The sequence below is a fragment of the Dactylosporangium cerinum genome (genome assembly GCF_042653625.1).
Lineage (GTDB): Bacteria > Actinomycetota > Actinomycetes > Mycobacteriales > Micromonosporaceae > Dactylosporangium > Dactylosporangium cerinum.
Map to the genome: position 1 here is coordinate 280337 of NZ_JBHSIU010000130.1, position 24723 is coordinate 305059.

Here is a 24723-nt window from a genome sequence, read left to right on the forward strand (position 1 = left end):
CAGGCAGGCGCCGGAGCACAGCGGAGGTGACTGCATGAGCGACGCGCCGCAGGTCCCGACCGGGATCGTCATCCCCACCGTCGACGGTTCACCGAGCACGTCGGCGCTGGGCCGGGCGGTCGTCGCCGACGCGCTGCGGTCCGTGGCGCCGTCGTGGGCCGACGAGGCCGGGACCACCACGAACTGGCGGCGCGACTACCTGCGCCACTTCCACCGGCTGGTCGAGGCCGGACTGCCGTCCCGCGAGGCGGCGCTGACCGTCGCCGCCGACGGGCTCGGTGCGTTGCGTTCGCGGATGCGGTACCGGATGAGCCCCGACCTGGGCGAGCAACCCCTGGATGCCGCGTTCGACGCCCCCGCCGGTGCGCCGCTACGGACGGTCACCGTCGCCGGGGCGGGTGAGGTGCGGCGGGAGCTCGTCGTGCCGTACCGCGGCGAACGGCTGCACGGCGCGAGCCTGGACCGCCAGCTGGACCGGTGGGTGGAGGGCGGCGTGATCGAGGCCTCGTGCGCGGCGGCGCTGCGCACCGTCGCCGCGAACCCGTCGTGGCTGGCGTTGCCGGACCGGCCGGTCGTGGTGCTCGGCGCCGGCGCGGAGATGGGCCCGCTGACGGCGCTGCTGCGCTGGGGCGCCGACGTCGTGGCCGTCGACCTGCCGCGGCCCGCGATCTGGCAGCGGCTCCTGGAGACCGCGCGCCGCTCCGGTGGCCGGTTGCACGTGCCGGTCTTCGGTGGCGGCGATGGGTCCGAGTCCGACTTGTCCAAGCAGGCGGGTGCGGACCTGCTGCACGACCTGCGCCGGGTCGCCGACTGGCTCGGCGAGGTCGGTGGCGCGCCGGTGCTGGGCAACTACGTGTACGCCGACGGCCCCCTCAACGTGCGGGTCGCGGTGGCCGTCGACGCGCTCACCGTGCGGCTGCGCGAGGCCCGCCCGGACCTGGCCCTCGCCTTCCTGGCCACGCCGACCGACGTGTTCGCCGTCCCCGACGACGCGGTCGAGGAGTCCGGTCGGCGCTACGCGGGCGCGACGGGCGTCGGCCGGCTCCGCGGCCCGCTGCGGGTCCTCAGCGGCGGCCGGCTCCTCGCCCCGAACTACCCCGCCGGCCGGCACCCGGGCATCAACGACAGCCTCGTGCCGCAGCAGGGCCCCAACTACGCCCTTGCGAAGCGGCTGCAACGGTGGCGGGCGGCGCACGAACGGGCCGCCGGTGCCACGGTGTCGCTGACCGTCGCCCCGGCGACCCGCACCCGCAGCGTGCTGAAGAACCGGCTCCTGGCCGCCGCGTACGCGGGCGCGCACCGCTTCGGTATCGAGATCTTCGAGCCGGCGACCAGCAACACCCTCATGGCCGCGCTGCTCGTGCACGACCTGCACGTGCCGCGACCGGTGGACACCCATCCGTGGCAGGAGGAGGCGCACGGGGCGGCGCACGGCGGGCTGTGGCGGCAGCCGTACGCGCCGCGCAGTGCCCTCGGCCTCGCCGTCCTGTTCGGCTTCGGCGTCGCACGCGGCTGACGGCCTTGTAACCTGGCCTTTTCGACCCTTGGGGTGTGGCGATGGCGGGTGCGCGACCGCTCGATCTCGACCGCATCGCCGCCGCCGCGTCCGGTGACGCCGGCGGAGTCGACCCGGCGCTGCTCGGTGGCTTCCTGCCCGCGGTCGTCGCGGCGACCGCCGGCGGCCGGCGGCTGCGCCGGCGGGAGCTCGAGGCGTGCGCGGCGTCCGGCCGGCTGGCGGCGGTGCGGGGGGTGGCGCTGCGCGCGCTGGTCGACCTGTACCTGTCGGCGGCGTGGCGGCTGTGGCGGGACGTGCCCGAGGTGGCCGCCGGGGACGCCGAACGGGTCCGGGGCGCCGCCCTCGCGGTGCTGCGGGCCGCCGACGACGGCGTCGCGGCCCTGGTGGAGGGGTTCCAGCTGGCCCGCGCCGACGTGATCCGGCTCCAGGAGTCGGTCAAGCACGACGTGATGGAGGCGCTCCTCGCCGGCGGGCAGCAGGCGATCGAGGCGACCGGGCCCGCCGCCGACATCGGGCTGACGCTGTCCGGGCCGGTCGCCGTCCTCGTCGTCCGCCGGCCCGCGGGCTTCGGCGGGCCCGACACGGCCGCGACCCCGGGCCGGCTCGAACGGGCACTGCAGGGCCGCCACGGCGACGCCCAGCCGCTGACCCTCATCCGGTCGGGTGACCTCGTCTGCGTGTTCGCCGCTCCTGACGCCGCCGCGGTGCAGTCGGTGCGCGACGTCGTCACCCGTGAGCTGGACGAGCAGACCCGCTCGGCGCGCGACGGCCGCTCCTGGCGCGGCGCCGTCAGCAGCCCCAGGATCGGCGCGGCGGCGGTGCGCACCAGCCACGACGAGGCGCGGTACGCCCTCGACCTCGCCGACCGCCTCGCCCTGGAACAGCCCGTCGTCGACGCCCGGGACCTCACCATCTACCGGGTGCTGCTGCAGGACCTGCCCGCCGTCCACGACCTGGTCCGCAGCACCCTGACCCCGCTCACCCGGGCCCGCGGCGGCGCCGGTCACCTCATCGAGACCCTCGACGCGTACTACGCGACGGGCTGCGTGGCGACCGAGACCGCGGCCCGGCTGAACCTGTCGGTGCGGGCCGTCACGTACCGCCTGGCACGCGTGGCAGAGTTGATCGGAAGAGATCCCGCGGACCCCGCCGAGCGGCTCACCCTGCACGCGGCGGTGACGGCCGCGAGGCTGCTCGACTGGCCCGCGACCGCGCTCGACTGAGGTCCTTCGTTGCCGGTCGTCGGCAACGTACACCCGGCGGATTGTCCAGTGGCGGACGCTGCGGGCCACCGGGGTCACCGGCGAGGCTAGACCCAGACGACTTGCGATCTGGAGGAGGCTTCATGCTCGACGTACCGATCTGGCTGTGGGCGACGTTCGGCATCGGTGTCGTCGTCATGCTCGCCATCGACCTGTTCGCCCACCGCAAGGAACACGTCATCGGCTTCCGGGAGGCGGCCAAGTGGAGCGCGGTCTGGGTGACGCTGTCACTCGCCTTCGCGGGCCTGGTCTGGGCGACCCTCGGCGCTGATGCCGGCGTCGAGTTCACGACCGCGTGGCTGCTGGAGAAGAGCCTGTCGGTCGACAACCTGTTCGTGTTCGCGCTGATCTTCGGGTACTTCGCCGTGCCCAAGCAGTATCAGCACCGGGCGTTGTTCTACGGCGTCATCGGCGCCCTGATCTTCCGGGCGATCTTCATCGCGGCCGGTGTCGCGATCATCAGCAAGTTCACCGTCGTGCTGTTCGTCTTCGCGGCGATCCTGCTGTGGAGCGCGTACAAGCTGATCAAGGACAACGAGGACGACTACGACCCGGGCACGAACATCGCGGTCCGGCTGGTCCGCAAGATCGTGCCGGTGCAGGACGAGTACGTGGGCGCCAAGTTCTTCGTGCGCAAGGCCGCGAAGTGGGTCGCGACGCCGATGCTCGTCGTGGTGGTCGCGATCGAGGCGGCCGACCTGGTCTTCGCCGTCGACAGCGTGCCGGCCGTCCTGGCGGTCAGCGACGACACGTTCATCGTGTACTCGTCCAACGCGTTCGCGATCCTCGGCCTGCGGGCGCTGTACTTCCTGCTCGCGGGGATGCTGGACAAGTTCCGGTACCTGTCGAAGGGCCTCGCGATCATCCTCGCCTTCATCGGCGTGAAGCTGATCCTGCAGGCCGCGCACAAGACGATCAGCACCGCGGTGCCGGAGATCCCGTCGCTGGTCAGCCTGTCGGTCGTCGTGGTCGTCCTGGCCGCGTCGGTGATCCTGAGCCTGCGCGCGGGCCCGGTCGAGGAGGAGCCTGCACCCGATCAGGATGCGATCGATTCCCCTGCCGATTCCCCTGCTGTCTCGCCCGCCGATTCGTCTGCCGACTCGCCTGCCGATTCGTCTGCTGTTTCGCCGGCCAGGAGCGACCAGATCTCGAGGTCGTGACGGACGCCCCGGTACGGGGCGACCTCCCGCAGCACGCCGTCCCGGTGCATTCCGAGGCGGCGTGCGACGGCGCTGCTGGCCGTGTTGTCCGGCCGGCAGCGCCACTCGACGCGGTGGATGCCGCGGGTGTGCACCGCCCAGTCGATGAGCCGCCGCACCGCCATGGTGATCAGGCCCCTGCCCTGCCCGGCCGGCTCCAGCCAGCAGCCGATCTCGCAGGTGCCGGCCTCCGCGTTGAACGCGACGAACATCGTGCCGCCGACGAGCGTGCCGTCGAGCCAGATGCCGAACAGGCGGCCGGCGTCGCGGGCGGCGAGGTCCGCGTATCGCTGCAGGGTCGCCGTGGCGGTGTCCAGGTCGGTGCTGACACCGGCCCACGGGATCCACGGGTCGACGGTCGCCCGCGCCCGGTCCATGTGCTCGAGGAACTCCGCCGCCTGCCACGGCTCCAGGGGGCGCAGCTCCGCCCCACCGGCAAGGGGAACAGTGAACATGATCGCCACGCTACATCCGACCGGATTTTGTCGGGGGGTCTGGTTATCGTGACGGCGTCGTGCTCGTGACGGGGGCGTTCTCGGTTTCTCGGTTCCCGGGGCGGCGTCGTGCTCGTGACAGGGGGCAGCGATGGAGGACGTGTTCGAGGTGCCGGCGGTGTGGTCACGGCACGTCGTGCCGCGGCGCGGTGCGCCCGGGCCGGACCTGTCCGTGGCCGCGGCCGTCGATGCCGACCTCGCCGAGGACCTTGTCCGCGCCACGCGGCGGCTGCCGGCGGTCCTCGGTCACGTCGAGACCCCCGCCGAGATCGCCGCCGCCGGCCGGGCGTTCGTGGCCTTTCCTGCGGCCGTCGGGGCGGTGCCGCCGCTGGGCGCGGCCGCCGTCCTGGCCGCGCTGCCCCGGCACGCCGCCCGCACCCCGCAGGCGGCGTATGACTCCCTCGTCGACGGGTGGGTGACCGGCGCCGGGGTGCGGCACGTGGCCCGGATCGTCGCCGAGGTCGCCGGGGTGTATGCCGGGGCCGACCGCACCGGCGCGACCGCGTTCGTCACCTGGAGCGGCCCGGACCGTCCCCGGCAGGCGTTTCTGCGCGACGTCTGGGCCCGGCTCGTCCGGCGGCTGCGGGCGCACCTGGCGGCCGCCGGCGACGACGAGCACCGCGCGGTCGTGGCTGACCTGGCCGCCCTGCGGGCCGACCCGCGCCCGCTGCGGCGGATCACGGCGTCGCTGCTCGCCCCGACCGTGACCGCCTGGGTCGACGAGGACTGCGCGGCGTTCGCCGGCGCCGGCGACGAGACGTTCTGCCGGCTGCTGCTGCCCGCGGCCGGCACCCGCGACCAGCTCGAGGTCCTGCTGGGGGCGATGGATCCGCAGTGGCTGTTCTGGGACGAGCCGACGATCCTCACCCTGGCCGCGGCCGTCGGGCCGGACCTCGAGCCGGTCCTGGTGCGGGTGCTGCGCACGGCCGCGCCGTCCGCCGACGCCGTCACGTGGATGGCGCGGATCCTGGCCGCGTTCCCGACCGACACCGCGTTCGACGCGCTGACCGAACGCTCCGGCTGGCGGCAGGTGCAGCCGGCCCTCGCCGCGGCGATCCGCCGGTTCCCGCGGCGGGCGCTGCGCCGGCTTGCCGAAGGCCCCGCGCACCAGACGGTCGACGTGCTCCTCGCCGCGCACGTCCGCACCGACCCGGCCAGGGCCGAGGGGCTCCTGCCGGAGCTCAGCGAGCCGGCGGCGGCCCGGGTCCGGGCGCTGCTGCACGCCGACGACGGCGCCGTCGCGGCGCCCGGCGCGGTCCCGGCGGTCCTCGCGACCCCGCCGTGGACGGTCCGCCGGCCCGCCGCCCCCGTCGTCGCCGGACTGGTCTGCGCCGACCCGCCCGCCCGCCCCGGCCGGGGCGGCGGCCCGTGGGCGGCGGCGAGCGCCGACGCGCTCCTCGACCGGGTCGGGCCCGACGTGGCCGGCTGGATGGCCGGCTGGCTCGCCCGCTCCGAGCAGGCGCGGCCGGTCGCCCAGGAGTGGCTGCGGCGGCACCCGGCGGCCGCCGCACGGGCCCTCGTCCCGGCCGCGCTCGCCCGGCCCGGCGCGGCCCGCCGCGACGCCGAACGGGCCCTGCGCTTCATCGTCCGATGTGGACACACCGGCGCCGTCATCGCCGCCGCGGAGACCTACGGCGCGGCCGCCATCGACGGCGTCCGGGCCCTGCTCGACACCGACCCGCTGCACCTCCTGCCGGCCCGGATGCCGGCCGTGCCCGGCTGGGCCGACGCCGCACTGCTGCCCCGCGTGCGGCTCCGCGACGGCGCGGCGCTGCCCGTCGCGGCCGCCGGGCACCTCGTCACGATCCTGGCCATGTCGACGCTCGACGAGCCCTACGCCGGCCTCGCCGCCGTCCGGGAGGCGTGCGACCCGGCGAGCCTCGCCGAGTTCGGCTGGGCACTCCACCAGAGCTGGCGGGCGGCCGGCCGGCCCACCGCGCAACGCTGGGCGTTCACCGCGCTCGGCCTCCTCGGCGACGACACCACCGCGGCGCGGCTCGCCCCGCTCGTGCGCGACTGGCCGGCGCCCGCCGAGGCCCGCCTGGCGGTCGACGTGCTCGCCGCGATCGGCTCACCCGCCGCGCTGCACCACCTGCAGCGCGTCGCCGTCCAGTCCAGCGGCAGGCTGAAGGAGCACGCGGTGCGCCGCGCCGCCGAGGCCGCGGCCGCCGCCGGGCTCAGCGCCGACGAGCACGCCGACCGCCTCGTGCCAGACCTCGGCCTCACCGCCGACGGCACCCTCACCCTGGACTACGGCACCCGCCGGTTCGCCGCCGGGTTCGACGAGCACCTGCGCCCCTATGCCCTCGACGCCACCGGCCGCCGCCGCGACCTGCCGAAACCCGGCGCCTCCGACGACCCGGTCGCCGCCCCGGCGGCGTTCGCCCGCTTCGCCGGCCTGCGCAAGGAGGTGCGCACGATCGCCGCGGAGCAGTCCCGACGGTTCGAGACCGCGATGGTGGACCAGCGCCGCTGGTCCGGCACCGCGTTCCGCCGCGGCGTCGTCGCGCATCCGCTGCTGTGGCAGCTCGCGCGGCGGCTCGTGTGGGCCACGTTCGACGGCCCGGGCCCGGGCGCGGCGGTCGTCGCCGGGTTCCGCGTCGCCGAGGACCGCACCCTCGCCGGCGCCGCCGACGAGCCGCTGACCCTCACCGACGACGCCGTGGTCGGGGTCGCGCACCCGGTCCAGCTGGGCGCCGCACTGCCGGCGTGGGTCCGGCTGTTCGCCGACTACGAGATCCTCCAACCGTTCCCACAACTCGCCCGCGACGTCCACATCCAGGTGCCGTCCCACGTCGATGTGCCGTCGAACGGCGATGTGCCGTCGAACGGCGATGTGCCGTCGAACGGCGATGTGCCGTCCCATGTCGATGCGGGGTCGGACGGCCATGCGGCGTCGGACGGCCATGCGGCGTCCCACGGCCATGCGGCGTCCCACGGTCATGTGCCGTCCCACATCCACGCGCCGGACGGGGGTGTCGTGCCCGACCTCGGCGCCGGGGTGATCGGGCGGACGACCGACGGCCGGCGGCTGTTCCTGCTCGACCGGCGCGGCTGGGTGCGCGCCGCCGCGGGCGACGGCGGCCGGATCCGCGAGTTCGTCAGACCACTGCCCGGCGGCGGCCGGATCGTGCTCGAACTGGATCCCGGGGTGATGGCCGGTTGGCCCGACGGCAGCGGCAAGCAGACCGTGACCGCCGTCCACGTCGAGCCGGAAGCCGCCGACACGCCCAGCTCGCCGGCGGCGCCCGGTTTGCACCGGGTGCGCCGGGGCTCGCGAGCAGGGGGCGACCGGGCCGGGAGCGGGGTGGTTGACCCCGTGATGTTCTCCGAGACGGTCCGTGACCTGCTGGATCTGGTGACGTGACCACACCCGGGGCCGCTCCGGGCCGCCGGCGGTCCAGACGTCGGACTGGACCGGGCAGCACCAGCACGCAACCAGCGATCTCACGGTTTCCTGGTTGATCACTGGTCGCCGACGGACACTCAACAACCAGGTAGTGGCGGGTTCCCGCTGTCCGGGAGCCCGCGTCAAAGGTTCTGCACGCCGTCGACGGTGTGGCACCACCGGCACGCCGCCCGTCCCGCGACTTCGATCTGCGGCGGGTGTTTGACGTCGTGTGCGCTCATGATCGAAGTCGTTTGGGCGGCTGCGGGGGGCGAGCGGGGAGGGGGAGTGGGGGGATCGTGGGGTGGGGGACGGTGGGGTAGGAGAGACTGCAGGGCATGAGCGACACCTCCTTGCGCGTCGGGCTGGTCGGGTACGGCACCGCCGGCGCGGCGTTCCATGCACCGCTGATCAGCACCACGGCCGGCCTGCGGCTGAGCGCGATCGTCACCGCCAACCCGGAGCGTCGGCGGGCCGCGGCCGGGGCGTACCCGGGGACCGCGCTGCTCGGCACGGCGGAGGAGCTGTGGGCGTCGGCGGGTGAGTTCGACGTGGTCGTCGTGGCCTCGCCGAACCGGACGCACGCGCCGCTCGCCCGGGCGGCGCTCGATGCGGGGCTGCCGGTCGTCGTGGACAAGCCGCTGACGGCGACCGCGGCCGAGGGGACGACGCTGGTGCGGCTGGCGGCGGAGCGGGGGTTGCTGCTCAGCGTGTACCAGAACCGGCGGTGGGACGGCGACTTCCTCACCGCGCGGCGGCTGGTGGACGAGGGCAGGCTGGGGCGGGTGCTGCGGTTCGAGTCGCGGTTCGAGCGGTGGCGGCCGGTGCCGAAGGGGGGCTGGCGGGAGAGCGACGACCCCGCCGACGTCGGTGGGCTGCTGTACGACCTCGGCAGTCACCTCGTCGACCAGGCGTTGCAGCTGCTGGGGCCGGCGACGGAGGTGTACGCGGAGGTGCACAGCCGCCGCGCCGGCATCCAGGTCGACGACGACGTGTTCGTGGCGTTGCGGCACGACGGCGACGCCCGGTCGCACCTGTGGATGAGCGCCCTCGCTGCGGCGGCCGGGCCGCGGCTGCGGGTGCTCGGTGACCGGGGGGCGTACACGAAGCATGGGATGGACGTGCAGGAGGACGCGCTGAAAGCGGGCGGGCGGCCCACCGATGAGGGCTGGGGCGAGGACGATCCGGCGCGGTACGGCGTGCTGACCGTCGACGGCGAGGAATCGGTGGTGCCGACGGAACCCGGTGCGTACCAGCGGTTCTACAGCGGGCTCGCGGCCGCGCTGCGCGACGGTGGGCCGCCGCCGGTGGACCCGGCCGGGTCGGTGGCGACCCTCGCGGTGCTCGAGGCCGCCCGGCGGTCCGCGGACGGCCGGCAGGTGGTCGCGATCGGTTGAGCGGCGGGTGGAACCGGAGATCGGGCGGCCGCGTCGGTACTGATGTGAGAAGGCTTGTGGCAGTGCTGCTGGTGGGCGCGCTGAGCGGGTGTGCCGCTCCCGGTGATGCGGGTGCCCCGGACGGGGCGGCCGGTGGGCCCGCCCCGCTGCGTGGGTTCGGGGTCGAGGTCGACGAGGCCGTGGCGCCGCGGGTGTCGCTGGTGCACGTGCGGGTCTGCGGCGGCTGGGGCTGCCACGACCAGGACGTGCCGCTGCACATCTCCGGGCCGGCGAGCGCCCTGCCGTGCCCGTCCGGCACCGCGGATCCCGGCACGGCGTGCGGCGTCGCGCACCTGCCGGGCCCCGGCCCCGGGTACGGGTACGCACCGGTGCCGCAGCTCACCGCGGACCCGGTCACGGTCACCGTCACGACGCCGGCCGGCGCGCCGCTGGCGATCACCGCCGAGCTGCAGGTGCGCCCGTCGATCGTCTGCCCCGGCCGCACCCCGTCGGCCGGCGCCGCCGCGTCGGCGTGCGCGGGCGGCGCACCGCAGGCGGGGCTGCGCATCGCCGCCGACGGCACCGTCAGCCAGTCCCGCTGAGTGGCGGCGGCGCCGTCAGCCGGTCCCGCTGAGCGGCGCGGCAGCGTTAAGGTGGGCGGCACCGACCCGATGGAGGTCCAGCGATGACCCGTCACGCAGTGTCGACCGATGCGGCGCCGCCTGCGATCGGGCCGTACAGTCAGGCGATCGTCGCCAACGGCTTCGTGTTCTGCTCCGGGACCAGCGGGATCGACCCCGCGACCGGGGTCGCCCCGGACGGGATCGAGGAGCAGACCGAGCAGGCGCTGCGCAATCTCGGCGCCGTGCTCGCCGCCGCCGGGGCGTCGCTCGCGGACCTGGTGAAGACGACCATCTTCTACACCGACGTCGAGGACTTCGCCGCCATCAACGCCGTGTACGCCCGGGTCATGCCGGACCCGCCGCCGGCCCGCTCGGCACCCGCGAACGTCAAGCTGCCGCGGAACCTCCGGATCTCCATCGAGGGCATCGCGGTGCTGCCCGGGTAGGTGCTGCCGGATAGGTGTTGCCTATCCCCGGCAGGGTGTGGTTGCGCCGGTGGGGAGCCGCCAATACTGGGTCCATGGACGCGAAACGCCGGCTCGGGGAGTTCCTGCAGACCCGCAGGTCGCAGCTGCGGCCGCAGGACGCCGGCGTGACCACGTTCGGGGACCGCCGGCGGGTGCCGGGGCTGCGGCGGGAGGAGCTGGCGCTGCTCGCCGGGGTCAGCGCGTCGTACTACTCGCGCCTGGAGCAGGGGCACTCGACCAACGCCTCGGCCGAGGTCCTCGACGCGATCGCCGGGGCGTTGCGGCTCGACGACGCCGAACGGCGGCACCTGCACGAGCTGGCGGCCGGCGGCCGGGCCCGGCCGCGCCGGCCGGCGCCGGAGGTGGTCACGGCCGAGCTGCGGCAGCTGATCGCCGCGCTCGGTGACGTGCCCGCGGTGCTGCTCGGCCGGCGCTCCGACGTCCTGGCGTGGAACCGCACCGGTCACGCCCTGTTCGCCGGGCACCTCGACCCGGGGGCACCCGACCGGCCGCGGGACCGGCCCAACCTGGCGCGGCTGGTGTTTCTCGACGCGCACACCGCCGAGCTGTACGCCGACTGGCCCCGCAAGGCCCGCGCCGTGGTGGCGACGCTGCGGATGGCGTCCGGCCGGCACCCCGACGACCCGCTGCTGGCCGCGCTCGTCGGTGAACTGTCCGTCGGCAGCGCGGACTTCGCGACGATGTGGGCGGACCACCGGGTCAAGGCCGGCGGCGCGGCCGTCCACGGGATGCGCCACCCGCTCGTCGGCGCGATGACCGTCACCCAGCAGACCCTGCGCACCGAACAGGACCAGCACCTCGTCGTCGCCACCGCCGAACCGGGCTCACCGTCGCAGGCGGCGCTGACGCTGCTCGCGCACGGCACGGCCACCGTGGCGGCGTACCAGCTGAACGAACACGACTAGATCCAGCCGAACGCAGGAAGGGCGCCCGTCATGGGGCGCCGGATGCCGCCTGCCCGCAACCACCCCAGGAGCGACCGTGAACGAGATCAAACTCGGTGACGTCACCGTCACCCGCGTCGAGGAGCTGCACGGCCCGATCATGCCGGCCGGCGCGTTCTTCCCCAACCTGCCCGAGGACGCCTGGCGGGAGCACCGCGACCTGCTGGTCCCCGACCATCTCGGCGACGACGGCATGGTCCACGTCGCCATGCAGACCTGGCTGCTGCGCAGCGACGGGCGGACCATCCTCGTCGACACCGGCGTCGGCAACGACAAGACCCGCCCGGCGGTGCCGGTGTGGGACCACCTGCGGCTGGACTACCTGGACCGGCTCGCCGCCGCCGGGGTCCGCCCCGAGGACGTCGACCTGGTCGTGAACACGCACCTGCACGTCGACCACGTCGGCTGGAACACCCGGCTCGTCGACGGGGACTGGGTGCCGACGTTCCCGAACGCGACGTACCTGATGCCGCGCGCCGACTTCCACCACTGGAACCCGGCGAACAACCCCGGCATCGCCGGCGGCGTCAACGAGCACGTGTTCTCCGACAGCGTCGCGCCGGTGCACACCGCCGGGCAGGTGCTGCTGTGGGAGGACGGGCACACCATCGACGCCGCGCTGCGCCTCGAGGCCGCGCCCGGGCACACCCCCGGCTCCAGCGTGCTGATCCTGCGGTCCGGCGCGGACCGGGCGCTGTTCGCCGGGGACCTCATCCACACGCCGCTGCAGGTGTCGCACCCCGACCACGACAGCTGCTTCTGCGAGCACCCGGGGCAGGCCCGCGCGACCCGGCGCCGGCTGCTCGGCTGGGCCGCGGACACCGGTGCGCTCGTCCTGCCGGCCCACCTCAGCGGTCACGGCGCCCTGGAGGTCGAGCACCGCGGCGGGTCGTTCGCCGTCAAGCGGTGGGGTCCGTTCCCCCGGTACTGATGGAGCCGACCATGATCGTGATGACCACCTCCGGCGCCGTGCGGGGCCGGTCGTGCACCGGCGGCGGCGCCGTCTTCCTAGGGGTGCCGTACGCCGCCGCGCCCACCGGCCGGGACCGGTTCACCGCGCCCCGGCCGCACGCCGGCTGGACCGGGGTCCGCGACGCCACCGTCCCCGGTCCCACCGCGCCCCAGCTGGCCCGCGACCTGTTCGGCGGCCTCGACATGGCCCCGTACTTCGGGCCCGGCTGGTGCCGCGGCGCCGACCACCTCACCGTCGACGTCTGGGCACCCGCCCGCGGTCACCGTCCGGCGCCGGTCATGGTCTTCGTCCACGGCGGCGGCTTCGTCAGCGGGTCGACCCGAGCGCCCCTGTACGACGGCGGCGCCTTCGCCCGCGACGGCGTCGTCCTCGTCACCGTCAACTACCGGCTCGGCATCCCCGGGTTCCTGAGCCTGCCTGACGCCCCCGACAACCGTGGCCTGCTCGACGTCCTCGCGGCGCTGCGATGGACCGCCGCCAACGCCGCGAACTTCGGCGGTGACCCGGGCGCCGTCACCCTCTTCGGCCAGTCCGCCGGGGCCACGATCGTCGGCGGAGTCCTGTCCGACCCGCGCTCCGCCGGACTCGTGCGCCGCGCCGTCATGCAGAGCGGCTCCGGCACGTTCACGGCGGCGCAGGCGGCGATCGTCACGGCCGCGGCCGGACGTGCACTCGGGGTGCCCGCGACCGCCGCCGCGCTGGCGGACGTGCCCGACGAGCGGCTCGTCGCGGCGGTGCCCCGCCTTGCGGGCCTGGACCTGCGCACCCCGGCCGGCCACGACCCGCTCGGCGGCATCACCCCGTTCGGCCTGGTCCTGCCGGAACCGCCGGCGGTGACCGTCGCCGCCGGCGCGGCCCGCGACGTCGACCTGCTCATCGGCGCCAACGCCGACGAGGGCGCCCTCTACCTCGCCCCGCTCGGCCTGCTCCCGGGCACCACCGGCGCGGACCTGCGGGCCACCGCCGCCCGCTTCCACGACCGCCCCGACGACGTGGTCCGGGCGTACCGGACGGCGCGACCCGGGGCGACCGCGGCGGACCTGCGCACCGCCATCCTCGGCGACGGCCTGTTCGGCGCCGCGACCCGCCGGATGGCGGCCGCCCACGCCGGGCGGGACCAGGGGAAGGGCGCGACGTTCGGCTACCGGTTCGGGTGGCGTTCCGACGCCCTCGACGGGCAGCTCGGCGCCAGTCACGTCATGGAACTGCCGTTCGTGTTCGACGTCGCCGGTCTCGCGGCGCTGCACGGGTCGGGGGCGCTGCTCGGTACGACCGCCGCACCCGCCGACCTGGCCCGCCGGACGCACGCGGCGTGGGTGCGGTTCGCCGCCACCGGCGATCCCGGCTGGCCGGCGCAGGGTCCGGGCCGCCGCGGCGTGCAGCAGATCGGCGCCACCTGGCGGTTCGTGGACGACCCTGATCCCCTGGAGGTGGCCGCGTGGTCGTGACCGCCGGTCACCCACCACGGGCAGTGTGGAGGCGGCCGGCGGTGCGCTCCGCCGCGAGACCCCGGTTCACGCCGTCCTCGACGGCCAGCGGCCACACGCCCGGCAGGACCCTCGTGACGAGGAGCCCGAGGCCGACCAGCGCGCCGTACAGGACGAGCACGGGCAGGACGACACGGACGGGGGCCTGCCGCAGGACGGTGACGAGCGTGGCGAGGTGCATGTCGGCCCGGTACCCGGCGCCGTCGCGCGCCATGCGTCGGGGTGGGCCTCCTCGTCGAAGACGTGCTCCGCGGGGACGGCCCGGCCGCGCCAGGTGGCGAACGGCCGTGGTCGCCGCCACGACCGTTCTGGCATCCGTCCCCGCGTACTCAGGATCGCCGGCGATGATGCCCCGATCAGGGTGCGGGCATCATCAGCGGATCGGGTTCCAGCCGTCGCTCCCGGCCAGGTAGCGCTGCGGCGTTTACACCGTCGTTCAGCGCCGCGGATCGGGGCGCGTGGGGGGTGCGATCCGGACCCGCTCCTGCTCCGGCCGCCGCTCGATGTCGTCGAGCTGCGCGCAGACCGTCGCACGCAACTCGTCGTAGCCGGTGAACGCGTAGTCGTGGAACAACATGTAACCGGCCCACATCAGGTTGGCGCACACCTGCGGCGGCACCTTGCCCGTCGCCGCGCCCATGCCGACGAGCGCGACCGACGTGATGCTGCCCGGCTCCACCTCGTTCTGCAGGTGGATCGCCTGGAACGCGGCGGCGCAGGCGAGGGCCACGTTCAGCGTCTCGCGCACGTTCTGCACCGACTGCGTCATCGTCGGGGTGGAGATGAGGAACTTCGGGTTCGCGGCGCCGGACGGTACACACACGGCACTGCCGATCGGCAGCGAGCCGGCGAACCCGTCGCGGATCGCCCGCTGGACCCGCAACTGGATGCCCGCGCCGAGGTGCCGCTTGATGACGGCGTCGACCCCGCCGTTCATCTGGCCCTGGGAGTTGGTCGGGCTGACCCAGGCGTCGACCCGCTGGTCGAGGATCGAACCTTTGACGATCTCGACCTCTCCGGTGTCGGCGAACGCCGACCGCCACGCCTGCACGACCTTGGCGTTGATGTCGCTGAGTATTACCTTGAGCTGCGGATTCGGTGCGTCGACAGGCATGGCTTACTCCGGTTGGACGAAGGGCGACTGCAAAGAGAGCACGAAGATACCGGGGCCGTCTCGGCGGAAAAAATGTCAGAGGTCGGTGTTAATCTCCGGGCGCCTTCGGGGCCTGTGCGCCCCCAACCGCAGATCCGGGAGCCACGATGAGCGACACGAACAGCCCGACACCGCCCGACCCGGCCGACCCGCTGGCGCTCGCCGAGCTGTTCAGCGGCGGCGGCGAGCCGTGGCTGCCGCTGCTGAAGCCGGTCATCGAGGCGCAGCCGGCCGCGGCCTCCTTCATCGGCCCCGGACGGGGCCCGAAGGTCGTCCCGGTGCGGGAGCTGACGTTCCAGGCGCTCAAGCCCAATCCGCCACACAAGTGGAAGGTCGTGGTCTTCGGCCAGAACCCCTATCCTCGGCCGGAGAGCGCCACCGGCATTGCCATGTTCGACAACACCTTCCACGACTGGGACGACAGCCAGTTCGGCAAGGTCATCTCCATCCGCTGCATCATCAAGGCAGCGGCGATGTGGAAGCACGGCATCCCGAAGAAGACCCCGATCGCCGACATCCGCAAGCTGCTCAAGCAGCACGACACGGTGCAGCCGCCGGAGTGGTTCCAGGCGATGCTGACGCAGGGTGTGCTGCTGCTCAACGCGTCGCTCACCGCCAGCAGCGACGGCGCGATGGCCACCGACCAGCACACCGCGTTCTGGCGCCCGGTCGTCGAGCGGCTCGTCGAGGAGATCCTCAAGGCCAAGCAGGACGCCGACGAACCCGACCGCAGCGTCGTCTTCGCGTGGTGGGGCGCGCACGCCCGGAGTCTCAAGAGCGTCGTGCAGCGCCTGGAGCGGCGCTATCCCGGCGTCCGGGTCCGGCACATCGACCACGCCAACCCCGCCGCCCAGGGCGACATCTTCTGCGACCACGAGCACTTCGCCGCCGTGAACGCGGCGCTCGGCTCGCTCGGCGCCGACGAGATCGACTGGCTGCCCAGCAAGGGCTGGAACACGGTGCCGGCGCAGGACGGCCGCACCGACGCGGACACCGCCGACCGCATGGCCGCCTTCATCGCGTCCACGATGGAGCTGCACCAGCTGTATCTGGAGCGGCTCGCCAGCGTCAAGGACGAGGGCCTCGCCCTCCCCGCGATCACCGGCGTGTTCGACACCCCGCTCATGGACTTCCGCGAGGCAGTCGCCCCCGCGGCCAAGGTGCAGGCGGGCCTCGACTGGCACGTCGAGCAGTCGCACCGGTTCGGCACGAGCCGGGCCGACGGCGACGCCGGCCTGACCGCCGACGAGGTCGCCGCGCTCTATCTGTACACGTGCGAGTCGGCGTTCTACCGTCAGATCAACGCCACCCTCCGCAGCCCTGACCGCAGCCGAATCGTGCCGTACCTGCCGTATCTGCGCCTGCTGTTCTCCGCCGTGTCACGTCTCCCCGCCCGCACGGAGCCGCTGTGGCGCGGCGTGTCGATGGACCTGCGCGCGCAGTATCCGGCCGGCCAGACCGTCACCTGGTGGGGCGTCTCGTCCTGCACGTCGAAGCTCGGCGTGGCGGAGGCGTTCCTCGGCCGCCGCGGCAAGCGGACCCTGTTCGAGGTGCACCCCAGGAGGGCCGTCGGCATCCGCAGGTTCTCCGCGTTCACCGGCGAGGAGGAGTTCATCCTCACCCCGGGCACCCAGCTCACGGTGACCGACGTGAAGACCGAACGCGGCGGCCTGTGCACGATCCGGCTGACCGAGCTGGCGGAGCAGGATCAGGTGACCTGACCCTCAACCCACGCCTCGTCACCGTCGCGGTTCCGCCTCCGCCTCCGCCTCCGCCGACGTCGGCGGGGGTGGCGACCCGGTCCCAGTCCTGCGCTGCGGGCGCTGGGCGGGCGTTGCGGTGCGGCGCTCCGGGCGTTGCGGCGCTGCGTGGATTGCGCTTCGGGCGCTGTGGGCCGGGTCCGGGGTGGTGCTTTGGGTGTGCGGGGCCGCGTGTCGAGTGGTGCGGTGCTGCGGGGGTGCGCCTCGGGTGGTGCTTTCAGGGCGGAGCTGCGTTCGGGGTGATGCGTGGCGGCTCCGGCAGTGGCTACGTGACGCCGCCCGACACAGACGTTGGTCAATGCCCGGATACATGGCTTTGTAACTGTTCAAGTGGTTGTTGGTATCCAGGTGTGTCCGTTGTGGAGTTGGGTGAGGGCGTTGAGGCCGTGTCTGTGGGTGTGGTGAGGTAGCTGCGGATGGCGCAGAAGGTGCGGGCGCCGGTCCAGGTGCGGAGGCCGCCGCTGATTTTGGCGGAGTTTGACCATGCGGATGTCGCGTTCGGCGAGGTTGTTGTCGAACGCGACACGGAGGTCGTGGGCGAAGCGTAGGACGTCGTTGGTGAATCCGGAGAGTCGGGCGAGGAGGTTGACCGCGGGGGTGCGGCGTCGGTGTCCGGTGCTGGTGCCGGGGTCTGGGTCGGTGTCTGTGTTGGGGTCGGTGTTGGGTGGGCGGCGGGCGGGTTGGCGTTTGGGTGCGGGGTTGGCGTTTGGGTGCGGGGTTGGCGGCACTTCCGGCGGTGATGGTGGCCTGGTACCGCTGGCGGTAGATGTTGAGGAGGCGTGGGTCAATGGTGTCGGCGCCGGCGGTGTGGGCGGAGCGGGTCATGTCGTGGATCTCGCTGAGGAGGCGGGTCATGTCCTGCGCCCAGGTTTGGATGGGGTTCCGGGGCTACGGACTGCCCGGTGAGACCGGCCAGCACGCCGTCTGACAACCGGGCGGCGGATGGCTGGTGTTCGCCTGGTGTTGAGGGGCGCGACGGGTGCGGGCCGCAGAGTGAGCCGACACCGGCTCTATTTTGGGAGGCTCCATGCTCACTCGACGTCACGTGCTCACCGCGACGGCGGTGACGGCGGGCGCGATCGTCCTGCCGTTCACCACCGCCGATCCCGCCGCCGCGCACGGCGGCCACCTGCCGGACCACGCGGGCCCGTTCGCGCTCGGCGTTGCGAGCGGCGACCCGCTCCCCGACGGCGTCATCCTGTGGACGCGGCTGCTGCGGGCCGGCGGGCCGTTGCCCGCGCGTCCGGTCAGGGTCGACTGGCAGGTCGCGCTGGACCAGCGGTTCCATCAGGTGGTGCGGTCGGGGCACACGGTCGCGGTGCCGCAGCTGGGGCACTCGGTGCACGTCGACGCCCGTGGGCTGCAGCCCGGGCGCGAATACTTCTACCGCTTCCGGGCGCTCGGCGAGCTCAGCCCCGTCGGCCGCACGAAGACCGCGCCGGCGCCGTCGGCGGACCGCGGGACGCTGCGGTTCGGGATCGTCAACTGCCAGGACTTCCAGAACGGGTACTGGCCCGCGTACGCCGCGCTCGCCGCCGAGGACCTCGACGTGGTGCTGCACCTCGGCGACTACATCTACGAGTACGACCCGGACAGCGCGTACCCCGACCGCCGCCACACGACACCGGCCACCCCGGGCGTCGACCAGCTGCAGACGCTCGACGACTACCGGGCCCGGCACGCGCAGTACAAGGGCGACCCGCTGCTGCAGGCCGCGCACGCCGCCTTCCCGTGGATCGTGACGTGGGACGACCACGAGACCGAGAACAACTACGCGTCCCTGACCGACGAGATCGACGACACCGGCGCGAAACTGCAGACCGTCGAACGGTTCCGGCGGCAGCGGGCCGCCGCGTACCAGGCCTACTACGAGCACATGCCGATCCGGGCCGACCTCAAGCCGGGCAGCGCCGACCTGCGGATCTTCCGCCGGTTCGACTTCGGCCGGCTGGCCCGGGTCAACGTGCTGGACACCCGGCAGTACCGCACCGACCAGCCTGGCGGCTTCCCCGGCGACTTCGGGCTGCCGTCGGCCGGCACCGCCAACACGACCGGCACGCTCACCGGCGAGGACCAGGAACGCTGGCTGGCCCGGGGCCTGGAGCACTCGCCGGCCCGGTGGAACGTCATCGCCCAGCAGGTCATGATGAGCCGCGTCAAGTTCCCGAACCCGACCGGTGGCGTGCCGCCGATCGTGGCGAACCTCGACCAGTGGGACGGCTACGCCCCGCAGCGCGACCGCCTGCTCCGGCACCTCGTCGACGCGAAGGTCGCCAACCCGGTCGTGCTCGCCGGCGACATCCACTCGACCTGGCTCAGCGAGCTCAAGCTGGACTTCGACCGTCCCGAGCAGGCGTCGGTCGCGGTCGAGCTGACCGCCACGTCGATCAGCTCGGACTTCCCGATCGCGTTCGACGGGCCGCTCAAGGCGGTCAACCCGACGTTCAACCCGCACGTGCGGTACTTCGACGGTTCGAAGCGCGGCTACCTGCGGTGCGAGCTGACCCGGGCCGGCTGGCGCACCGACGCCCGCAGCGTCGACACGATCGCCACCCGGACCGCGCCGGTGAGCACCACCGCGTCGTACGTGATCGAGGCCGGCACCTCGACCCTGCACAAAGCCTGACCACAAGGCCTGACCAGCGGCACCCGTGGGGCGGGCCCGGCGGCCCGCCCCCGATCGGAGGGGTATGTACGTCGACTCGTACTGCGAACGGACCGCGCCGGGCCTGTGGAACGAACCCGCCAACGCCGTGAGCAACCTGGCGTTCCTCGTCGCCGCCGGGTTGCTGATCCAGCTCATGGGCGCCGGTCGTCGCCACGCGCCGCGCAGCGTCTGGCTGCTGCCGGTCCTGCTCGGTGTCGTCGGCGTGTGCAGCCTGTCGTTCCACACCTTCGCCACGACGGCGACCGCCGCGCTCGACACGCTGTCGATCCTCGCGTTCATCCTGACCGCGGTCGTCGTGCTCGTGCACTGGATGTGGCGGGTCCGGTGGCGGCTGGCGTGGGCGGCCGCCCCGGCGTACCCGGTCGCGGCGATCGGCGTGAACGCGGCGCTGTTCGCGGCCGGCGGCTCCTTCGGCGGCTATGTGCCGGCGCTGCTGGGCCTGGTCGGCTTCGGGGTCGCGATCAGGTCCACGGCGCGCGGCGCGGCGGGGGAGGGCCGGTTGCTGCTGCTGGCCGGTGCGGTCTTCGCGGCCTCGCTCACGCTGCGGACCGTTGACGGTTCCGTGTGCGGCGCTTTTCTCGGCGGTACCCACTTCCTTTGGCACTGCCTCAACGCAGTGGTGCTGTGCCTGGTGGGGCTCGCGGTCATCCGCCGCTGGCAGGCCGCTCAGGCGGTGCCGTGATAGAAGGAGCCGCCCAGGCCGACGGTGAAGATGAGCAGCCCGTACGCCGCGTGCTCGACCGAGGCCACGAACAGTGACCGCGTCCGCTGATACCGGCGGCTGAACAGCCAGCCGCCGGCCAGGGTCAGCGCGACCGCGAGGACGTTGCCGAAGATGACGTGGGCGAATCCGAACGCGGCGGCGCCGGCGAGCGCGGCGGAGCGCGGGCCGGGGAACAGCGGCGCGTACCGGTGCAGCAGGTACGCGCGGAACAGCAGTTCCTGGGGATACACCGACAGCAGCGGATAGAACACGGCGATGGCCGCCCAGAGCAGGGGACGCTCGCGCGGGAGCTCGAACAGCCGGTCCGGCGCCAGCCACGCGATCAGGCCGGTCATCGCGGCGGCGGTGCCGCACCAGAGGAGCAGCGCGGGCCGCCACGCGCCGCGCAGCGCCTCGGGCCGCCACAGGTCGCGCCGGTCGAAGGTGTCCTGGCGGCGCAGGTACACGGCGGCGGCGACGGCGAGGACCACCAGCACGGGGATCGGGCCGCCCGGGGGATCGGCGAGGGCGTACGCGGCGACGAGCACGTAGAACAGCAGGATGTGCTCGACGGCGAGCCTGGCTCTCATGCGGCGGACCGGCGGACGCTCCAGTCGAAATTGCCCTGGCACACCACGCCGCCGGTGTCGTCGACGACGTCCGTGGCCGTGGTGACGCGGACCCGGGTCGCCGCGCCGATGAACACCTCGGCGAGGGACTCGCGGGCCTCGGGGTCGAGCCGGCAGGTGGCGACCAGGCGGCCGCGGGCCGGTGCCAGGAACCGCAGCGCCGCCGCCGCGCCGAGCGGGACCACGCCGCGGAACGCGTCGTCGGTGGGGGACGCGGAGATGATCGCGGCGAGGCCGGCCGCGTCGACGAGGGTGACCAGGCCGCCGGCGTGCAGCGAGCCGATCACGTTGGCGAGGGCGGGCGGCGCGGTCACGGCCACCACGCCCAAGCCGTTGACGGCGCGGATGACCTCGAGTCCCACGGTGCGGTGCGCCGGGATCGGGTCCAGCAGCGACCGGGCCAACGCGGTGGCGTCCATTCTGCCGACTCTGCGCCGCCGAGGTGGCCGCCGGCCCACCGCCCGACCACGCGCCGATGACCGCGAGGTCAGCAGGAGGTGTCGCAGGTCAGCAGGAGGTGTCGCGGGGGAAGCCGAAGAACCAGATCGTGGCCTCCACGCCGGCGGGCGGGACGCCGTCGCGCAGTTCGAACGCGACGGTCCGGCCTTCGACGGTACGGGTCCCGCACAGCACCTCACCGGCGGGTGCGACGGTCCAGCCGTGCGCGGCGAGCAGCTGCTCGTATCGGGCGCGCACGTCGGTCCAGCCGGTGCCCGCGGTGAGCGCCCGCACGACGGTGACCGACGCGGGGGTCTCCTCGCCCTCGTCGCAGGGGTTGGCCCGGCGCCGGGCGGTGACCTCGGTGCCGGGCACGTCGGCGGTCAGCACCGGGTCGGCGGCCATCTGGTCGAGCAGCGCCGCCGACGCCGTCTTGCAGTGCCGGGTCGCCACGCCGCCGATGGCCTTGTCCAGCGCGACGACGGTGGCGACGGCGCAGCCGGCGACCAGCACGACGAAGGCGGCGGCGGCGACCCAGACCGCGGCGGCACTGCGGCGGCGCTCGGGGGCGGTCACGGGGGCGGTCACGGGGCGGTCCAGGGGCTGACCGCGAGCTTGCCGGTGTTGCCGGGGTCGACGTAGAGGGCGAGGGTGTGCCGGGGCTGCCCCTGTGCGGGGGCGACGCTGAGGTAGGCGCCCTTCGCGACGGTGGCCGCGTCGGTGGTGAGGTTGCGCCACACCAGCACTGCGACGGCGGTGCCGCCGGGCTTGACGTCGACGCGGGCCGGCGGGTTGTTGAAGCGTTCGATGGCCGACACGTTCGAGGTGCCGTCGAGCACGGCCACGTCGAGGACCGTGCGGGCGTCGTCGAGGACGTCGACGGCTGGGTAGCCCTTGACGGTGTACGTGGCGGTGCCGCAGTTGCGCAGCGTCAGCGTGACGGCGCGCAGGCCCATCGCCGCGTCGACCTCCCCGACGGACAGCATGACGCCCGGCGCGAGGCAGGCCGGCGACGGCGGGGTGACCACCGACGGCGACGATGACGGTGCCGGGGTCGTCGCGGCGAACGACACGTCCGGCCGGGCCATGGCCGGGGCGTCCGGGTGGGCCGGCGTCGTGCCGCAGCCCGCGAGGACGGCCATCGCGGCGAGGGGGAGCCAGCGTGCCTTCACGCCGTCGATCTTGCCGTACCGCCGCCGCCCCCGCTGCCCGCCGGCGGCCCGCCCGGCCGGCTGGGTCGGGGCGGGCAGGGGCGCGGGGCGTGCGGTGGCGGGCATACCGGGTCGACGCTCGCGGGTGCCGCCCGGGTTGTCAGCGGTGACCCGTCGGATCGAGGAGTTCCCGGCCCGGCCCGGTGCCCGCGGCCCGTGCGGTGTCCGCCGCCACGGTCGCGGCGGCGCGGACGAACGCGGCGACGGCCGGTGAGTGCGAGTCCTGCGGCCACGCGACGACCAGGGTGCTCGGCCGCAGGTCGGCGACGGGGCGGTAGGCGATCCCGGGCCGAGGGTGGCGCCGGGCGACGGACGCGGGTGGGAACCACACGATGCGGCCCAGCTCGACCAGGTTGAAGATCTGCGCGAGGTCCAGGCGCGGCGCGTCGGCGGCCGGGGCGCGGGCCGGCGGGTCGTCGCCCTGGTCGGCGGGTGCGCCGTCGGGCAGGACCCGGCCGGCGAGGTCGGCCAGGCACAGCCGGGACCGGGCCGACAGGGGGTCGTCGGCGGCGAGGGCGACGAGGCGGGGCTCGGTCAGCAGCGGCTCCAGGTCCAGGCCGCGGTCGTCGAAGGGGGACTGCAGCAGCGCCACATCCGCCCGGCCCTCGCGTAGCGCCGGCACCTGCTCACCGCGCCCGCCGAGTTGCACCTCCACCGGCAGGGCCGTGGGCTCCAGGTCGTACGTGGCCAGGATCCGCGGCAGCAGGCCGGCGTCGTAGTCGGCCTTGAGGGCGACCCGCAGCCCGGGCGCGGGCCGGCCGGCGTGCCGGGCCCGGGCCGCCGCCGCGGTGACGGCGTCGAGGGCGGTGCGGGCGTCGCGGAGGAAGACCTCGCCGACGGGGGTCAGGGCCACCTGGCGGGTGGTGCGCTCCAGGAGCCGGACCCCGAGGTGCCGCTCCAGGTCCCGGACCGCCCGGGACAGCGGCGGCTGGGCCATGCCGAGGCGTTGTGCGGCGCGCCCGAAGTGCAGCTCCTCGGCGACGGCCACGAAGTACCGCAGCTGCCGCACCTCCAGGTCACTCATATCACCAGGGTATCAATCCGGCCCGGATCGGTCCTTCAGGTCCGGTGCCGCACCGCGTTGACTCGGAGCCATGATCGTTGTCACGACGCCCACGGGCGGCATCGGCCGCCAGGTCCTCGGCCACCTCCTGACCACCACCGAACCGGTTCGCGTGATCGTCCGCGACCCCGCCCGGCTGCCCGCCGGGGTCCGCGACCGGGTCGAGGTCGTGCCCGGCTCCCACGGCGACCCCGACGTCGTCACGAAGGCGTTCGACGGCGCCGACACCGTGTTCTGGGTCGTGCCGCCGGACTTCACCGCCGTCACCGCCGAGGCTGCCTACTCCGGCTTCACCCGGCCCGCGTGCGACGCCCTGCGGGCCTGCGGCGTCGCGCGGGTGGTCGGCGTCTCCGCCCTCGGCCGGGGCACCCCGCAGGCGCACCGGGCCGGCCTCGTCACCGCGTCACTGGCCATGGACGACCTGATCGCGGCCACCGGCGTGAGCTACCGGGCCCTGGCGCTGCCGTCGTTCATGGACAACCTGCTCCGCCAGGTGGGCACGATCCGGGACGAGGGCGTGTTCTCCGGTCCGGTCCGCGGGGACCTCGCGGCGCCGACGGCCGCGACCCGCGACATCGCCGCCGTCGCCGCCCGCCTGCTGCTGGACCGGTCCTGGGACGGCATCGGCAGCGTCGCCGTGCTCGGCCCCGAGGACCTGTCGGCCGACGCGTCGGCGCGGATCATGTCCGAGGTGCTGGGCCGGCCGGTGCGCTACCGGCAGACCCCGGCGGGGGCGTTCAGGGCCGGGTTCGTCGCCCGTGGCGCGACGGACGCGATGGCGCAGGCGATGCTCGACATGATGCTGGCCAAGGACGACGGCCTCGACAACGGCGAGCCGCGCACCCCGGCATCCACCACGCCGACCAATCTGCGCCAGTGGTGCGAGGAGGTGCTGAAGCCGGCCGTGCTCGCCTGACCGGCGCCGGGCGGATCGACCCGCACGGCTGAATACGAACGGGGTTCGCGTCCAGTACGGTGCGGGCGTGATCAACGGGGCGGCGGGCGAACCACGCCCGGAGGAGGCAGCGGACGCGCCAGGACCGCGCGACGCCGAGGCGGGCGAGTCAGGCCCGGCGGCGACCGTCGAGGCAGGCGAACCGGCCCCGGACGCGACAGCCGAGGCAGGCGAACCGGCCCCGGACGCGACAGCCGAGGCGGGCGAACCGGGCCCGGACACGACGGCCGGGGTCACGCAGCGCGGGCCCGACATGTGGGCACCGCCACCATTTCAGCCGTCCCCGTTCCAGCCGCAACCATTCCAGCCGGCGCCCGGTCCGCCGTACCTTGCCCCGCCGCCGCCGCCGCCGCCGCCGCCGCCGCCGCCGCCACCTCCCCCGCCGCCACCACC

The 24723-nt window shown here is 74.4% G+C and carries 22 protein-coding genes and 1 pseudogene; 14 read left to right on the forward strand and 9 right to left on the reverse strand.

Annotated elements, in window-relative coordinates; genetic code table 11:
• Positions 1–34: 34 nt before the first annotated feature.
• The 3 genes and pseudogenes from ACFPIJ_RS59305 to ACFPIJ_RS59315 form a co-directional block, all read left to right on the forward strand.
• Positions 35–1516: a hypothetical protein gene (locus tag ACFPIJ_RS59305; protein WP_380128385.1), complete on the forward strand. Its 1482-nt coding sequence runs from the start codon at positions 35–37 to the stop codon at positions 1514–1516.
• Between the two features lie 41 nt (positions 1517–1557).
• Positions 1558–2739, forward strand: a complete 1182-nt coding sequence (locus ACFPIJ_RS59310) for a PucR family transcriptional regulator (protein ID WP_380128386.1) — start codon at positions 1558–1560, stop codon at positions 2737–2739.
• 122 nt (positions 2740–2861) lie between these two features.
• Positions 2862–3770 (forward strand): annotated as a pseudogene (locus ACFPIJ_RS59315) (TerC family protein); the annotation flags it as partial.
• 44 nt (positions 3771–3814) lie between these two features.
• Here the strand turns inward: ACFPIJ_RS59315 and ACFPIJ_RS59320 are convergent.
• Positions 3815–4432 (reverse strand): GNAT family N-acetyltransferase, encoded by a 618-nt coding sequence (locus ACFPIJ_RS59320; RefSeq protein WP_380128387.1) that lies wholly within the window; start codon positions 4430–4432, stop codon positions 3815–3817.
• 130 nt (positions 4433–4562) lie between these two features.
• On the opposite strand from ACFPIJ_RS59320, the gene ACFPIJ_RS59325 reads away from it, so the two are divergent.
• The 7 genes from ACFPIJ_RS59325 to ACFPIJ_RS59355 all read left to right on the forward strand — a co-directional run bounded on the left by ACFPIJ_RS59325 (position 4563) and on the right by ACFPIJ_RS59355 (position 13711).
• Positions 4563–7838 (forward strand): DUF4132 domain-containing protein, encoded by a 3276-nt coding sequence (locus tag ACFPIJ_RS59325; RefSeq protein ID WP_380128388.1) that lies wholly within the window; start codon positions 4563–4565, stop codon positions 7836–7838.
• 359 nt (positions 7839–8197) lie between these two features.
• Positions 8198–9256: a Gfo/Idh/MocA family oxidoreductase gene (locus ACFPIJ_RS59330; protein WP_380128389.1), complete on the forward strand. Its 1059-nt coding sequence runs from the start codon at positions 8198–8200 to the stop codon at positions 9254–9256.
• Positions 9257–9312: 56 nt separating this feature from the next.
• Positions 9313–9837: a hypothetical protein gene (locus tag ACFPIJ_RS59335; RefSeq protein WP_380128390.1), complete on the forward strand. Its 525-nt coding sequence runs from the start codon at positions 9313–9315 to the stop codon at positions 9835–9837.
• A gap of 83 nt (positions 9838–9920) precedes the next feature.
• Positions 9921–10304 (forward strand): Rid family detoxifying hydrolase, encoded by a 384-nt coding sequence (locus tag ACFPIJ_RS59340; RefSeq protein ID WP_380128391.1) that lies wholly within the window; start codon positions 9921–9923, stop codon positions 10302–10304.
• A 74-nt stretch (positions 10305–10378) separates the two neighbouring features.
• Positions 10379–11251: a helix-turn-helix domain-containing protein gene (locus ACFPIJ_RS59345; protein ID WP_380128393.1), complete on the forward strand. Its 873-nt coding sequence runs from the start codon at positions 10379–10381 to the stop codon at positions 11249–11251.
• 76 nt (positions 11252–11327) lie between these two features.
• Positions 11328–12221 carry an MBL fold metallo-hydrolase gene (locus tag ACFPIJ_RS59350; RefSeq protein ID WP_380128394.1) on the forward strand — a complete coding sequence of 298 codons (894 nt, stop codon included), beginning with the start codon at positions 11328–11330 and terminating at the stop codon, positions 12219–12221.
• 11 nt (positions 12222–12232) lie between these two features.
• On the forward strand, positions 12233–13711 hold the full coding sequence (locus ACFPIJ_RS59355; protein ID WP_380128395.1) for a carboxylesterase/lipase family protein: 1479 nt from the start codon (positions 12233–12235) through the stop codon (positions 13709–13711).
• A 7-nt stretch (positions 13712–13718) separates the two neighbouring features.
• Here the strand turns inward: ACFPIJ_RS59355 and ACFPIJ_RS59360 are convergent, their stop codons facing one another.
• Both ACFPIJ_RS59360 and ACFPIJ_RS59365 read right to left on the reverse strand, forming a co-directional pair.
• Positions 13719–13964: a hypothetical protein gene (locus ACFPIJ_RS59360; RefSeq protein ID WP_380128396.1), complete on the reverse strand. Its 246-nt coding sequence runs from the start codon at positions 13962–13964 to the stop codon at positions 13719–13721.
• A gap of 222 nt (positions 13965–14186) precedes the next feature.
• Positions 14187–14864, reverse strand: a complete 678-nt coding sequence (locus ACFPIJ_RS59365) for a macro domain-containing protein (protein WP_380128397.1) — start codon at positions 14862–14864, stop codon at positions 14187–14189.
• A 146-nt stretch (positions 14865–15010) separates the two neighbouring features.
• Here ACFPIJ_RS59365 and ACFPIJ_RS59370 point away from each other — a divergent pair, with 146 nt between their 5' ends.
• Positions 15011–16624 (forward strand): ADP-ribosyltransferase domain-containing protein, encoded by a 1614-nt coding sequence (locus tag ACFPIJ_RS59370; protein WP_380128398.1) that lies wholly within the window; start codon positions 15011–15013, stop codon positions 16622–16624.
• Positions 16625–16989: 365 nt separating this feature from the next.
• On the opposite strand, the gene ACFPIJ_RS59375 is transcribed toward ACFPIJ_RS59370, so the two are convergent.
• A complete protein-coding gene (locus ACFPIJ_RS59375) occupies positions 16990–17391 on the reverse strand; it encodes an IS66 family transposase (protein ID WP_380128399.1) in 402 nt (133 codons plus the stop codon).
• Between the two features lie 299 nt (positions 17392–17690).
• On the opposite strand from ACFPIJ_RS59375, the gene ACFPIJ_RS59380 reads away from it, so the two are divergent.
• Together ACFPIJ_RS59380 and ACFPIJ_RS59385 are read left to right on the forward strand one after the other, a co-directional pair.
• A complete protein-coding gene (locus ACFPIJ_RS59380) occupies positions 17691–19289 on the forward strand; it encodes an alkaline phosphatase D family protein (RefSeq protein ID WP_380128400.1) in 1599 nt (532 codons plus the stop codon).
• A 64-nt stretch (positions 19290–19353) separates the two neighbouring features.
• Positions 19354–20013, forward strand: a complete 660-nt coding sequence (locus ACFPIJ_RS59385) for a hypothetical protein (RefSeq protein WP_380128401.1) — start codon at positions 19354–19356, stop codon at positions 20011–20013.
• Here the strand turns inward: ACFPIJ_RS59385 and ACFPIJ_RS59390 are convergent.
• From ACFPIJ_RS59390 to ACFPIJ_RS59410, 5 genes are all read right to left on the reverse strand, one after another.
• Complete coding sequence (locus tag ACFPIJ_RS59390; protein ID WP_380128402.1) at positions 19998–20624, reverse strand: CPBP family glutamic-type intramembrane protease; 627 nt, start codon at positions 20622–20624, stop codon at positions 19998–20000. The genes ACFPIJ_RS59385 and ACFPIJ_RS59390 overlap by 16 nt on opposite strands.
• Positions 20621–21082 (reverse strand): PaaI family thioesterase, encoded by a 462-nt coding sequence (locus ACFPIJ_RS59395; RefSeq protein WP_380128403.1) that lies wholly within the window; start codon positions 21080–21082, stop codon positions 20621–20623. The genes ACFPIJ_RS59390 and ACFPIJ_RS59395 overlap by 4 nt, the downstream gene beginning before the upstream one ends.
• Positions 21083–21170: 88 nt before the next feature.
• Entirely contained in the window at positions 21171–21689 is a 519-nt protein-coding gene (locus tag ACFPIJ_RS59400; protein ID WP_380128405.1) for a hypothetical protein, read from the reverse strand.
• Positions 21686–22378 (reverse strand): DUF4232 domain-containing protein, encoded by a 693-nt coding sequence (locus tag ACFPIJ_RS59405; RefSeq protein WP_380128406.1) that lies wholly within the window; start codon positions 22376–22378, stop codon positions 21686–21688. Before ACFPIJ_RS59405 ends, ACFPIJ_RS59400 begins: the two co-directional genes overlap by 4 nt.
• A 34-nt stretch (positions 22379–22412) precedes the next feature.
• Positions 22413–23336 (reverse strand): LysR family transcriptional regulator, encoded by a 924-nt coding sequence (locus ACFPIJ_RS59410; RefSeq protein WP_380128407.1) that lies wholly within the window; start codon positions 23334–23336, stop codon positions 22413–22415.
• Between the two features lie 70 nt (positions 23337–23406).
• On the opposite strand from ACFPIJ_RS59410, the gene ACFPIJ_RS59415 reads away from it, so the two are divergent.
• Positions 23407–24291: an NAD(P)H-binding protein gene (locus ACFPIJ_RS59415; protein ID WP_380128408.1), complete on the forward strand. Its 885-nt coding sequence runs from the start codon at positions 23407–23409 to the stop codon at positions 24289–24291.
• Positions 24292–24723: the final 432 nt, after the last annotated feature.